Consider the following 13,705-nt stretch of genomic DNA (forward strand, 5'->3'; position numbering starts at 1 on the left):
TCTTCGATCGGCGGCCGCTTGAAGAACGACCGGGACTGGGCGACCAGACCCGGTTTTTTTATGGCGGGTGCCCCGCGCCTGCCGGTTACGCGCGCGCGTTGTGACTGTTCAGGTACTTGATCAGCCCGTCGATGCCGTCGCGCGCCACGATGTCCGCGAATTGCTTGCGATACACCTCGATCAGCCACGCGCCCATCATGTTGATGTCGTAGATCTTCCAGCCGTCGGCGCCCTTCTGCAGGCGGTAGTCGATCAGCATTTCGTCGCCGTTATTCATCACACGCGTCGCCACGACCGCGTCACTGGCGTTATTGCCAGACTTGGCGGGCTTGTACGAGAACTTCGGGCTCTGTTCGCGCAGTTGCGACAGCGACACCGCATAGCTGCGCACCAGCAGTGCCGTGAACTGTTCCTGGAGCGTTTTTTGCTGCTCAGGAGTGGCCTGCTTCCAGGCATTGCCGACCGCCAGCCGCGTGGTGCGGCCAAAGTCGGTGTAGGGCAGGAATTCGCGCTGGACGACGGCGGTAATTTTTGCAAGATCGCCGGCGCGGGTTTCAGGATCGGACTTGATCTTCGTGATCACGCCTTCGACGGCGGACTGCACGAGCTTGTCCGGCGCGGCGCTGGTATTGACCTGTGCCTGCGCGGTAGACACGACGACCACCGCGGCGATCGGCGCGATGATGGCGGCGGGAAGGATTCCGTAACGGTTCATGACTCATCGAAGCAATACGGCCGGGTTGGCCAGTCGGGCCAGTATATAGCGGATCGCGATGTTGCCTCGCTGCCAGGCGCGCGTGGCGGCGGGTGCGGAATGCCCCGCTTCAACCGCTATACTCCGGGTGCCGCCCATGCGCCCCCGCCGCATCGGGCGCTGAAGATACAGGACTCATGATCAGACCGCTGCTGGTTCGCACCGTCAAATTCGCCACCGTTCACGCCTGGCTCGTGATCGGCATCGCCCTGCTGCTCACCCTCGGCAGCGGCGTCTATGTTGCTCGCAATTTTGCCATCAACACCGATATCAGCCGCCTGCTGGAATCGGACGCCCCGTGGGCGAAGAACGACGCCGCGATCAGCGAAGCGTTCCCGCAGCGCGACAAGATGATCCTGGCCGTCGTGCAGGCCCCGGCCAAGGAACTGGCCGACGCCGCCGCCAACGAACTGGCCGACGCGCTGCGCCAGCAGCCCAACCGCTTCAAGGCGGTGGGCCAGCCCGGCTCGGGGCCGTTCTTCGAACGCAATGGCCTGCTGTTTGCCGATACCGCCAGCGTCCAGGACATGGCCGGCAAGCTCGGGCAGGCCCGGCCGCTGCTGAACAACCTGGCGCACGACCCCACGCTGCGCGGCCTGTCCGACCTGCTCACCACCACGCTGAACCTGCCGCTGCAGCTTGGCCAGATCAAGCTGTCCGACATGGACCGGCTGCTGGGCGAAAGCGCCCGCACCATCGACGGCGTGCTGGCCAACAAGCCCGTGGCGCTGTCATGGGCAGGGCTGGTCGACGACAGCCTCAAACCCAATGCCGACGGCCGCGCGTTCAGCTTCGTCACGCTGTCGCCGGTGCTGGACTTCAGCGACCTCAAGGCCGGCTCGGGCGCCAGCGATGCCATCCGCGCCGCCGCCACGCAGCTGAAGCTGACCGAACGCTACAACGCCGTGGTGCGGCTGACCGGCCCGCAGCCGCTGGCCGACGATGAATTCGCCTCGGTCAGCGAAGGCGCCGTGCTCAACGGCGTGCTGACGCTGATCGTGGTGATCGGCATCCTGTGGATGGCACTGCGCTCCGCCCGCCTGATCACGGCCGTGCTGGTGAGCCTGCTTTCGGGCCTGATCATGACCGCCGCGCTGGGCCTGATGATGGTCGGCGCGCTGAACATGATCTCGGTGGCTTTCGCGGTGCTGTTCGTGGGCCTGGGCGTGGACTTCGGCATCCAGTTCGGTGTGCGCTATCGTGCCGAACGGCACGACCACGGCGACCTGGACCAGGCCCTGACGCTGGCCGCCCGCGATGTGGCCGGCCCGTTGACGCTGGCCGCAGCCGCCACGGCGGCCGCCTTCTTCTGCTTCCTGCCCACCGATTACCGCGGGGTGGCCGAACTGGGCAAGATTGCCGGCGTGGGCATGTTCATCGCCTTCGCCACTACGTTCACCATGCTGCCGGCGCTGATCCGCGTGCTGGCGCCGCCCGCCGAGGAAGAAATGCCCGGCTTCGGCTGGCTGGCGCCGGCCGACGCGTTTTTCGAGCGCCATCGCAAGGGCACGCTGGTCGGCGTGCTGGCCGTGCTGATCGGCGGCGCCCCGCTGCTGCCGCACCTGCGCTTCGACTTCGACCCGCTGCACCTGAAGGATCCACATTCGGAATCGATGTCCACGCTGCTGGCGCTGAAGGACGCGCCGCAGGCCGGCACCGACGACATCAAGGTGCTGGCGCCCACGCTGAAAGATGCCGAAGCCACCGCTACGAGGCTCAAGGCGCTGCCCGAGGTGGCGCGCGTGGTCACGCTGAAGACCTTCATTCCCGACGATCAGGCACCCAAGCTGGCCATCATCGCCGGCATGGCAAAGAGCCTGATGCCGGTGCTGACGCAGCCGACCGCCACGCCGGCCACCGACGCGCTGCGCGTGGCGTCGCTGCGCAATGCGTCGCGCCAGCTGTCGCTGGCCGCGCTCGATCACCCGGGCCCGGGCGCCGAATCGGCCGAACATCTGTCGCGCGCCCTCAAGCAGCTGGCTGACGCGACGCCCGCCGTGCGCGACCGCGCCGAGCTGGCCGTGGCGCTGCCGCTGCGCCTGGCGCTGGGCTCGTTGAAGAACGCGCTGCAGCCGGAACCGGTGTCGCAACAGACGCTGCCGCCCGAACTGGCGCGCGACTGGCTCGCGCCGAATGGACAGGCGCTGGTCAATGTGAGCCCGAAGCTGCCACCGCCCGGTGCGAAGAACGAAGCCGCCCGCGAGGCGGCGCTGAGCAAGTTCATTGCCGTGATGGCCCGAGTGCAGCCTGACGCCACGGGCGGCCCCATCGCCATCAAGGGATCGGCCGATACCATCATGAACGCCTTCATCCATGCCGGCATCTGGGCGGTGCTGTCGATCACGGTGCTGCTCTGGATCACCCTGCGCCGCGTGGGCGACGTGCTGCGGACCCTGATCCCGTTGCTGGTGTCTGGGCTGGTCACGCTGGAGCTGTGCGTGGTGCTCGGCATCTCGCTGAACTTTGCCAACATCATCGCCCTGCCGCTGCTGCTGGGCATCGGCGTGGCGTTCAAGATCTACTACGTGATCGCCTGGCGCCACGGCAAGACCAAGCTGCTGCAGTCCAGCCTCACGCACGCGGTGCTGTACAGCGCCGGCACCACGGCCACGGCCTTCGGCAGCCTCTGGCTGTCGCATCACCCCGGCACGGCCAGCATGGGCAAGCTGCTGGCGCTGGCGCTGATCTGCACGCTGGCCGGCGCCGTGTTCTTCCAGCCGATCCTGATGGGCCGCCCGCGCCGCGAACTGAACGGCCGTGCGGAACCCCTGGGACCGTCGCTTCCCCCTCTCACGGTGGCTACGACCATGGCACAATCTGCCGATAAATCTTCAGGGTCGGACGCTGGCAAGTCCCGGCGGTAGCCCGGGGCGCCCACCGGCGCAGTTCGGACGGACGTGTCCCGGCGCAGCCGGGTGCGCCGTCCCCACATCACAAGAAACGAAAAAGACTGTCTCGACATGCTCTCCCGTCTTTCGCTCCTGCGCGCCGCGGCGCCTGCATCGCCCCGGCTTGCCACCGCCCTGGCCGCCGCATCGCTGACCCTGCTGGCCACCGGCTGCGCCACAGGCCCCAATGCCAACCCGGCGGACCCGCTGGAGCCGATGAACCGGGTCGTCTTCACCGTCAACGACAAGGCCGACACCTACGTGGCCCAGCCGCTGGCCAAGGGCTACAAGGCCGTCACGCCGGAACCGGCACGGCTGGCCGTCACCAACTTCTTCAACAACTTCTCGGACGTCGGCAACTTCGCCAACAACGTGCTCCAGGGCAAGCCCGTGGAAGCTGTGGAAACGATGATGCGCGTGGCGGTCAACACGGTGCTGGGTATCGGCGGCCTGATCGACGTCGCCACGGCGGCCGGCATGCCGCGCCATTCCACGGACTTCGGCCTGACGCTGGGCACCTGGGGCGTGCCGACCGGCCCATACCTGGTGCTGCCGCTGTTCGGCCCCAGTTCGATCCGTGACGGCGTGGGCGTGGCGGGCAGCATCTTCCTGGACCCGGCGCACTACTTCGATACGGCCTGGCGCTATTCGATGTTCGGCCTCAACGTCGTGAACACCCGCACCAACATGCTGGGCGCCACCGACCTGCTGTCGCAGGCCGCGCTGGACAAGTACGCCTTCGTGCGCGACGCCTACACGCAGCGCCGCCAGTACCTGCTGACCGGAGGCGGCGACACGCTGCCGACGTATGACGAGGACGAGGAATCGTCGCCGTCCGCACCGGGAGGCAAGGCAGCGCCCAAGGCCCCGGAAGGCGAGGCCAAGCCCGACACGTCGACCAAACCCGAGACCCCGGCCACGCCGGCCCCGGCACCGGGCATGGCCAAGTAGGCGCCGCCTGCCAAAAAAACGCCCACGCCGGGGCACGGCGTGGGCAGCAAGACCACGGATGCGGTGTCCGTGGCCCGACAGATCGTAGGCAATTTCTTCAGAAGGGATTGCCAACAATTGTGTCGGCAAGCATTGCGACTTGATCGCTGGACGATCGCCGTCAGCCGGCGCGCGAGCGCAGCGGCAGCCAGATCGAGAATGTGGCACCCTCGCCCGCCGCACTACGCAGCATCACCCGTCCGCCGTGGCGTTCCGCCACCGTTTTCACGAAGACCAGACCCAGGCCGCTGCCCGACGGGGCATCGCTGGCCGGCGCATGCACGCGGCTGAACGGCCGGAACAGGCGCGCCTGCGCTTCAGGCGCAATGCCAGGGCCCAGATCGGTCACCTCGATGGCCATGTAGGGCCCGAGCCGTCGCAGACCCACCGTGACCGGCGCGCCGTCGGGGCTGAACTTGATGGCATTGCTGACCAGATTGGCGATGGCCCGCACCAGCAGCGCGGGCGCCGCGCGCAACGTCACGCCGTCGCCATCCAGGTCGAGCCGCAGCTCGATGCCGCGGGTCTTGGCCAGCGCCCATAGCTCGTCGGTGGCATCCAGCACCAGCGCCGTCAGGTCCACCTCGGCAAACGCCAGGCTTTGCGATTCGGCCTGCGCCAGCCGGATGAAATCGTCCGCAAGCGCCAGCGTGCGGTGGGCGTGCTCGCCGATGCGGCCCAGCAACTCTTCCTGTGACATCGCCCGCCCGGGCCGCGACTGCAGGTCGATCAGCGCCAGGATCGACGCCTGCGGCGAGCGCATGTCGTGCGACAGGAAGTGCAGCGTCTGCTCGCGCTGACGTTCGGCGCGGCGCACGGTCGTGATGTCGATCAGGCTGACGATGACGCCCGCCGGCCGCCCCGCCTCGCCGTGCAGCGGCGCGCCATGCAGCAGGTAGCGGCGGTCGTCCTCGGTAGCCAGTTCCACGCCATGCGAATCGGATGAAGACATCACGGGCGCGTCGGCATCCAGCGCACCGCACAGCGCATCCCAGTACGCCAGGCCGGGCCCGGGCACCGGGAACAGCGTCTCGATGACGTCCGGCAGCCCCGGGCGGTCGAGTCCGCCGTAGGCATCGGCATAGGCATCGGCGTAGGCATCGGCGGTCGGCAACTCACCCAGCCGGGCTGGCTGCGGGAGGTCGTTGATGCCCTGCAGCACCACCGGCACCAGCGCCACCGCACGGCGATTGGCCACCAGGATGCCCCCGTCGAGGTTGCAGATGACGGTGGCCTCGGGCAGGCTTTCCAGCCCGTCCGACAGAAAACGCCGCATGTCGCGCAGCCGGGCGGTCATGTCGTAGACGGCCTGCATGCGGCCATCGAGCGAATGGTCGACGCGGACCGGGGCGCCCAGCAGGCCAGGCTCGCGCATCAGGCGCGCCAGTTCCTCGGACAGGAACCGCAGCGCCGCCTCCTGGCGCCGCCAGCTCCAGAGCGGATAGACGAGCAGGCAGCCGAATACGGCCGCGGACGGCGCAAACCAGAGCTGCATGCTGCCCACGAGCATGATGCTGCCGCCGATCAGGGCGGCCACCAGCACGGCCACCGCGATCAACGCGTCACGCGGGGTCAGCATCCAGGCCGCCAGCGCGGCCAGCAGCACGGGCAGCAAGGTGGCGAACCATCCGGCCAGGTCAGGCACGCGCACGATGCCCGTGCCGTCGCGCAGCGCCTGCAGCGTGTTGGCCAGGAGCTCCACGCCGCTCATGCCGCGTCGGTCGCGCGACACCGGCGTGGCGACCATGTCGCCAATGCCGGTGGCCATCGCGCCCACGATCACGTCCTTGCCGCGGAAGAAGCCAGCGCCCAACTGGCCGGACAGCACGTCGAGCACCGACACGCGCTCGAAGGTGCCGGGCGGCCCCACGAATGGAATCCGCAGGCGGTCCTGGCTGATCCAACCCGCGCTGTCGATGCGTCGTGCTCGTTCGTGGCGGAACGACTCCGGCGACGGCGGCGACGGCTGCCCGTACGCGGCCATCGCGGCGGCGAAATGCCAGACCGGCGGCGAATCGCCATCGCCCTCGCGCAGATAGACAGAACGGGCCACGCCGTCGGCATCGACGCTCAGGTTGATATGGCCCTTGGTGGCGGCGAACGCTTCGAGCGGATGACGCATGACGGGGCCGGCCACACCCGCTTCCGCCACCACCGGCAGGATCACGTTGCGCGCGCGGGCAATGGCCTGGGCCAGTTCCATGTCGTCGGCCGGATAGCGGATGTCGGGCTCTGACAGCATCACGTCCAGGCCGATTACGCGCGGCTTGTCGGCCGCAATATGGTCGATCAGTGATGCCAGCACCGTGCGGCGCCACGGCCAGCGGCCGATGGCCCCGATGCTGGCATCGTCGATGGCCACCAGCACGATGTCGTTGCGCGGGGCATGGGGCTGGCTGGCGATGGAAAAGTCCAGCAGCGCCAGGTCGGCACGCTCGAACCAGTTGAAACGCGCCACCACCGCCGTGGCCACCACCACGGCGGCCAGCAGCAGCACCCACTCCACGCGGGTGCGACGATGAAAGAAGGCGGCGGCCCGGCTAGCGGACACCCGTCTCGACGCCACGGTTGCAACTGCCAGGCAGAATCAGGCAGGCCATGCTGCCGCACGGCGCCGCACACCCAGGCCATTGCGGGCTACGCATCGGCGGCCCCTGCGGCCTCGAAACGGTAGCCATGCGAATAGACCGACGTCAGCCGCACGCCGTGCTCGGGGCGCAGCGCCAGCTTGATGCGCAGGCGCGAGACGTGGGTATCGAGCGTGCGGGAGCCCGCATCCATGGCGCGGCCCCAGACCGCCTGCTCGATCACCTCGCGCGACAGCAGTCGGCCGATATTGCGGAACAGGAACAGCGCCAGGTCGAATTCGCGCGGCGAGAGATCGGCAATCTGCCCCGCCACCGCGATGCTGCGGCGGCGCGCGTCCACCACGTAGTCGCCCTGGCGGATCCGTTCGTCGTCGTGCACGGTGTCAGGGTAGGCACGGCGCAGCAGCGCACGGACGCGCGCCACGAATTCGGACGGGCGCAGCGGCTTGGCCAGATAATCGTCGGCGCCCGCGCCCAGGCCTGCCACGATATCGGCCTCGTCGATGCGGCTGGTCAGGAACAGGATGGGCGGCAGGCGGCCCGAGTGCTGGCGCACCCAGATGACCAGTTCGTATCCGCTGGTGTCGGGCAACTGCCAGTCCATCAGGATCAGGTCGAACGCCTGATCGCGCAACGCGCGCAGGAAGGCGGAGCCGGTCGGAAAGCTGGTGCAACTGAACCCGGCCTCTTCCAGCAGCAGCCGGATCTGTTCGGCCTGGGCGGCATCGTCCTCTACTGAGGCAATTCTCATTACATCCCTCTGATGACTGCGGCCTGTGTGTCGGGCACGGCGGCGTCATGTTACCGAAACGCGCCATGGCGCGTCGAGGCTACGTTAGAGGGGAGGCACCGCCGGGGGTGTTGCAGGCGCGCCGCAGGTCGTCGCCCTGCCTTGCGGGCGTAATGAAAACGTGGCCGGCCGCGAGGCCAGCGCGGCGGGAAGCAGCCGGGGCACTGCCACGCTGCACGGCGGCCCATGTACATGCCGGCTTACTGCAGCATGTAGGTTTCGTACTCGAGCCGGTCGAGCTTGCGGTCCTGCAGGTACAGCGACAGCGCCACGACGACCAGCAGCGACACCGCGAATCCATAGCCGTACCAGGCCGGCCCGAGCGACAGCGTCAGCCGCGTCAGCACGAAGTTCAGCACCACGAACGTGCCGGTCAGCATCAGCACCTCGCGGCGCCGGTCCAGGTAGAAATAGATGTTCAGCACGCCCAGCAGCACCACCTGCAGGCTGGCGCCGATCACGTCCACATAGAGCAGCGGCAGGTACAGCTCCGAGATGCCCAGCAGCCGCAGCAGCCAGCCCCCCACCACGAACAGCAGCAGCGACGCGATGGCCTGCACCTTGACGATCTCGTACAGGCCCAGGCGGATGGTCTGCACCATCGTATTGCGCATGTCCTCGATGTGCTCCAGCGAACTGCCGCCGCGCACCGCGTTGTAGAACGCGTCGTAGTACTCCACGAAATCGGTCTCGATCCGCACCAGGAACACGGCCATGCCCGGGATGATGGCCAGGTAGGCCAGGAACACCGGGATGTCATAGATGATCGACGCATGCAGCGGGCCGATCACGGGCTGGCCCGTGGACGGCGCGTACCAGAACATGAACTTGTCGATCCAGATGCCCAGGTTGTAGAACAGGCCGATGGCGATCAGGCTCGGGTAGGCAAAGCGGCGCTGGAAGACCTCGAACGACATGAACCGGTGGCTCGTGTAGTTGCGGTAGATCAGCGTGATCATGCCCACCAGCAGGCACAGCTGGCCGAAAACGAAGCCGCCCAGCAGCCCCTCCAACCCGTGCGAACGCAGCGCCAGCGCCGCCAGCACGGTGATCGTGTAGCCGACGAAGAACGTCCACACGATGGCCTTGTACTGCTTCATGCCCGACAGGAAGATGGCCGCGATCCAGATATTGCTCATGATCACGAAGCCGGCCATCATCTGCAGCCGGTACAGCACCGACTGTTCCGGGAACGCCCAGACCGCGCAGGCCAGGCCGATGGCGCCGGCCAGCGCCGTGCAGAGCAGCGCCACGGCGTGATAGTTCGACAGCACCAGGTCGGCGCGCTTCTCGAACAGGCGGTCTGACGTGAAGCGCGTGAACGACAGCTGCATCGGCCCGGTCAGTATCAGGCTGCACGCTATCAGGTACGTCACCGACACCTGGAACTGCGTGATCAGCGCCCCGGGAATCACCCAGCCGATCGACAGCAGGCCGATCAGCAGGATGCCCAGGATCGAGAGCACCCACGGGCCCGAGCTGATCACGCCCGCATACGCATACGCGCTGAGCATGCCCGACAGGCTGTCCCGCCGGAGCATCTTGCGAAGTTCGAATCCAATACCGGCCATCTCAGCGTCCTCCTGCCTGCGCGCCGTGGTGCACCGGGCACTTCGCGGGGCTGGCGCCGCCATGCGCGCGGCGCGTGTTGTCCGGCATCGCCATCAGCCCGGTATAGAGCGTGCGATAGCTGCCCACCATCTGCTCCTGCGTGTAGTACTTTTCCACGCGCGCAATGCCCGAGGCCTGCGCCGCGTGCCAGCGGTCCGGATGCTGCAGCAGGCCTAGCGCGGCGCCAGCCAGCGCGGCCGGGTCGGCAATGCGCACCACGTCGCCCGCGGCGCCCAGCGCGGCGTCGTCGCCGGGCAGGCCGAACACCAGTTCGCTGCACGATCCCACGTCGGTGGTCACGCACGGCACGCCGGCGGCGAAGCCTTCGAGCACCACCAGCGGCAGCGCCTCGGAGATCGAACTCAGCACCAGCACGCCCACCTTCGGCAGCAGTTCGTCGATCTTCTGGAAGCCCAGGAACCTGACCTTGTCTCCCAGGCCCAGGCTTTCGGCCAGGCTGCGGCATTCGCGCGCGTATTCAGGGTCCTCGTCCTCGGGGCCGGCAATCCAGCCTTCGGCCTCGGGGTATTCGCGCACCACGGTCAGCATCGCGCGAATAAAGGTCTTGATGTCCTTGATCGGCACCACGCGGCCGATCAGGCACAGCACCGGCGGCACGCCCGGCGCACGCTTCTCGCGCAGCGCGGACAGGCGCGGCAGGTTGATGCCGTTCGGGATATTGCGCGTGCGTTCGGCCATCGCGCCGTCCAGCACCTGGCGGCGGCGGTTGCCCTCGTAGAGCGCCGTGATCTCGTCGCCGGCCTCGTAGCAGACGCGCCCCAGCGTTTCAAAGAAGCGCACCCAGAGTTCGCGGAAATAGCTGATCTGGGAAATGTCGCGTTCGAAGATGTTGCGGTTGTCGCGGATCCACTGGCTCTGGAACAGGTCGATCTTGCGTTCCTTGGTGTAGATGCCGTGCTCGGACACCAGCAGCGGACGGCCGTTGCGGTGGCGCAGCATCGCGCCCAGAAAGCCGGCGTAGCCGGTGGACACCGTGTGGTAGACCCTGGCTGGGATCAGGCCGTCGGCAATGCGCACCAGCTGCCACAGTGGCTTGTGCATGATGCGGATGGTCCAGAAGTAGTCCGTGAACGACGGGTCCGTGCAGAACTGGCGGTACTGGCTCGTGATCGTGTCCCAGGCCCGCTTGCTGTACAGGAACGCATCCTCGGACAGCGCCCCGCCCTCGCGCAGCTGCGGCATCAGTTCGCGGATCAGCTCGCCGGCCTCGGCTTCCTTGCCCGGCTCGCGCAGCAGTTCGTGCAGCGTGTCCGACTTGTCGAACGCGCGCGCGTCGCCCGCCGTGCCATGCACCAGCGGTGGCGGCGGAAAGTCGTACAGGAAATGGGTCTCCAGATGCACGACGTTATCGGGCAGCGGGTAGGCCATGTCGCCATAGTCCTCGCGGCGGCTGCCAATGAAGACGATGCCGAACCGGATATCGGGAAACGCGCGGATCATCTGGTTGACCCAGCTCGACACGCCACCGCTTACATAGGGGAACGTGCCTTCCAGCAGCAGCATGACGTCGGCGGACGTTCCCTTGACCAGAATTTCGCTCATGATTGCCAGTACCGCAGCAGAGGCCGCACCAGCGGGAGCGGCGAAGGACTGTCGAAAGCCGCCATCAGGCGGCGCACCGCGGCGTAGTCGCGTTCCTGATAGGCCGCTTCCGCCAGCAGCGGCAGCACGCGCTCGCGCGCAAAGCCCAGCGTCTCGGCGCGGCCCAGGAAGTCGCGCGCCTCGCCTGGCGCATGGCGTGTCAGCGCCAGGCGGCCACGCATGTACCACAGGGCCGCATTGCTGTCGTCGATCTCCAGCGCGGCGCTGGCATAGCGTTCCACCTGGCTGGCCGTGTAGCGGTACACATCGCCCTGCACCAGGTTCTGGTAGATCAGCTCCCAGTACAGGTCGGCCAGGCGCTTGTTGATTTCCAGCCGTGCCTGCGGCGTATCGGCCGATTCCAGGCGCGGCAGTTCGGCCAGGATCTGCTGCGTCAACTGCTTTTCCGCGCCGTCCAGCATGCCGTAGGCCAACAGGCGGATGTCGTCCGTGCTGTCGGCCAGCAGTTCGCGCAGCACGGGGCTGGCCGTGCGCGTGGGCATCGATTGCATCGCCACGAGCGCCGTCATGCGTTCCGGCAGCGGCGCACGCGTGTTGCCCAGCTGGGCGCGCAGGCGCGCACCGCCGCCATGCGTCACGCGCTGGATCAGGTGCGTCACGAACTCGGGCAGCGCCACCGAGGCAATGCCGGCGCTGTCGCGCCGATGCGGGAACAGCTTCGAAAACAGCAGGCTGCCCAGGCAAACCAGCGTGCCGCCGAGCGGCACGAAGAAGCAGAACGCCGCCATGTACGCGTAGCTCCACCCGAACGGCGTACGAAAGCGCCGCGGCAGCAGACGCCACACCGCCAGGCCGAGCAGCCCGGCGGCGATGGCCTGCAGGCCCAGGAACGACAGCAGCAGCGGCAACCCCGTGCCGCCGTGAAACAGCAGGTACAGTGCCGCGATCTGCGAGGCGGTGCCGCCGATGGTCAGCTTGCCCATGCGTCAGCCCGCCTGCGTCTGTCCGGCCGACGCGGCCGCGCCCGGTCCGGGGGGGGCCGCCGGCTTGACGGTGCCATAGGTGCCGTCGTTGCCATTCTTGCCGTCCTTGCCGTCCAGATGACAGCGGTGCAGCAGGCGCACCAGCGCCTCTTCGGCACCGGCGGCCGGCACCGGCAGCGTGTAGACACCGATGTGCGCGCTGGCGAAATCGGTACCGAACTGCGCGCGCAGCATGTCTTCGATGCGCACCAGGTAAGCCGACACCGCCTGGCTGTCCGACAGCGGCATCAGCGTCAGCATGGCCCGCTGATGCACCCCGCGCGCCGGCCAGGCCACGTCCAGCGCCCGGCGGCTGCGCACCACCTGTTCGAACAGCGCGTCGCGCGCTTCGTCCAGGTCGAACACCAGCGCCACCACCGAACTCTGGATGCCGGTCTCGCGGCGCAGACGCGACAGACGCGCATAATCCAGCGCGAACGCGTACGGAATGGCCGGGGCCAGCTCCTGGATGCCGTGCGTGGCCTGGGCATGCTCCACGCCGTCGGCGTAGTAGCCCATCAGCACCATCAGCAGCTGCAGGTTTTCATAGGTCAGCGACAGGAACGGCATGCGCTCCACGACCAGCACGCCGATCAGGCGGTCCGATCCGGCCAGCAAGGGCGCCACGGCCACGTAGCGCGTCTCGGCGTCCTGCTGCAGGCCCGTGGTGCGCAGATGCGCGAGTTCGCGCGTCTCCAGGCAGTGGCGCACCAGCGGATCGTTGATGTCCAGTGCGAATTCGGGACCGATGGCGGCAACCGCCTCCGGCACGACGCGCTCGCCCGTGCACGCGAACAGCGCGGCCCCTTCGATCTGGCATGCCTGTGCCACCACCTGCAGCATCGGCTGGGCGCCGGCCAGCAGCTCGGCCTTGCTGCCGCGCGCGGCGTCCTGCATGGCCACGGCACGCAGCTGCGACAGCGTGTCGCGCAGCGTGGTCGGGCGGGCCAGCAGGTCGTTCTCCAGTCGGGCGTGCGAAATGCGCAGCAGGTAGTGGTTCTTGGTCAGCGCGGAGAGCCGCTCGTCCAGGTAGCGGTTCACGGCGCGTGCGCGCGCCAGGCGTGTGTTCCACACGTCGCCGAACTGGCCGGCCACCAGCACCAGCAGCAGGCCGCCCAGGAAGAACATGCGCGGGAACGCTTCGCCATGGCTGCCCATGGTGTCGAAGAAGAACCAGCCGCCCAGCAGCATCAGCACCGCCCCCACGCCCACCAGCGTGCCATAGCGCAGCGCCAGGATCACCGGCAGCAGCCATGCCCACGGAAAGCCCAGACCCAGCAGCAGCGGGTTTTGCGGCAGGATCGCCCAGGCGATGGCCATGGCCACCGCCATCACCACGATCATCTCCAGCACGGCGGCCGCGCCGCCTCCCGCGGGCGCCAGCCAGCGCGCATAGCGCCCGCCCAGGCCAATGCCCTGGCCCTGGCGGGTCGCCTGACGCTTGTTATCGGCGGTGTTAGCCACGCTTGTCACCCGTCCTTTTGTGTACCCGGTTCAAC

Annotated in this window: 9 protein-coding genes; 2 read left to right on the plus strand and 7 right to left on the minus strand. The window is 68.0% G+C overall.

Annotation, left to right across the window (positions count from 1 at the left end; genetic code table 11):
* Positions 1-85: 85 nt before the first annotated feature.
* Entirely contained in the window at positions 86-715 is a 630-nt protein-coding gene (locus D9X30_RS29545; RefSeq protein WP_153949295.1) for an MlaC/ttg2D family ABC transporter substrate-binding protein, read from the minus strand.
* 176 nt (positions 716-891) lie between these two features.
* Between D9X30_RS29545 and hpnN the strand changes: the two genes are divergently transcribed.
* Entirely contained in the window at positions 892-3,618 is a 2,727-nt protein-coding gene (gene hpnN, locus D9X30_RS29550) for a hopanoid transporter HpnN (RefSeq protein WP_153949294.1), read from the plus strand.
* 96 nt (positions 3,619-3,714) lie between these two features.
* On the plus strand, positions 3,715-4,593 hold the full coding sequence (locus tag D9X30_RS29555; protein WP_153949293.1) for an MlaA family lipoprotein: 879 nt from the start codon (positions 3,715-3,717) through the stop codon (positions 4,591-4,593).
* 160 nt (positions 4,594-4,753) lie between these two features.
* Here the strand turns inward: D9X30_RS29555 and D9X30_RS29560 are convergent, their stop codons facing one another.
* The 6 genes from D9X30_RS29560 to D9X30_RS29585 all read right to left on the minus strand — a co-directional run bounded on the left by D9X30_RS29560 (position 4,754) and on the right by D9X30_RS29585 (position 13,679).
* A complete protein-coding gene (locus D9X30_RS29560) occupies positions 4,754-7,183 on the minus strand; it encodes a CHASE2 domain-containing protein (RefSeq protein ID WP_249641126.1) in 2,430 nt (809 codons plus the stop codon).
* A gap of 86 nt (positions 7,184-7,269) precedes the next feature.
* A complete protein-coding gene (locus tag D9X30_RS29565; protein WP_153949291.1) occupies positions 7,270-7,971 on the minus strand; it encodes a response regulator transcription factor in 702 nt (233 codons plus the stop codon).
* Between the two features lie 239 nt (positions 7,972-8,210).
* Positions 8,211-9,581, minus strand: a complete 1,371-nt coding sequence (gene pelG / locus D9X30_RS29570; RefSeq protein ID WP_153949290.1) for an exopolysaccharide Pel transporter PelG — start codon at positions 9,579-9,581, stop codon at positions 8,211-8,213.
* 1 nt (position 9,582) lies between these two features.
* On the minus strand, positions 9,583-11,184 hold the full coding sequence (gene pelF, locus D9X30_RS29575) for a GT4 family glycosyltransferase PelF (RefSeq protein WP_153949289.1): 1,602 nt from the start codon (positions 11,182-11,184) through the stop codon (positions 9,583-9,585).
* The gene (locus tag D9X30_RS29580; RefSeq protein WP_153949288.1) at positions 11,181-12,167 is read right to left on the minus strand and encodes a tetratricopeptide repeat protein; all 987 of its coding nucleotides are present in this window, start codon (positions 12,165-12,167) and stop codon (positions 11,181-11,183) included. Before D9X30_RS29580 ends, pelF begins: the two co-directional genes overlap by 4 nt.
* A 3-nt stretch (positions 12,168-12,170) precedes the next feature.
* Complete coding sequence (locus D9X30_RS29585; protein WP_249641127.1) at positions 12,171-13,679, minus strand: PelD GGDEF domain-containing protein; 1,509 nt, start codon at positions 13,677-13,679, stop codon at positions 12,171-12,173.
* Positions 13,680-13,705 lie beyond the last annotated feature (26 nt).

The organism is Cupriavidus sp. U2 (genome assembly GCF_009663685.2).
GTDB lineage: Bacteria > Pseudomonadota > Gammaproteobacteria > Burkholderiales > Burkholderiaceae > Cupriavidus > Cupriavidus necator_C.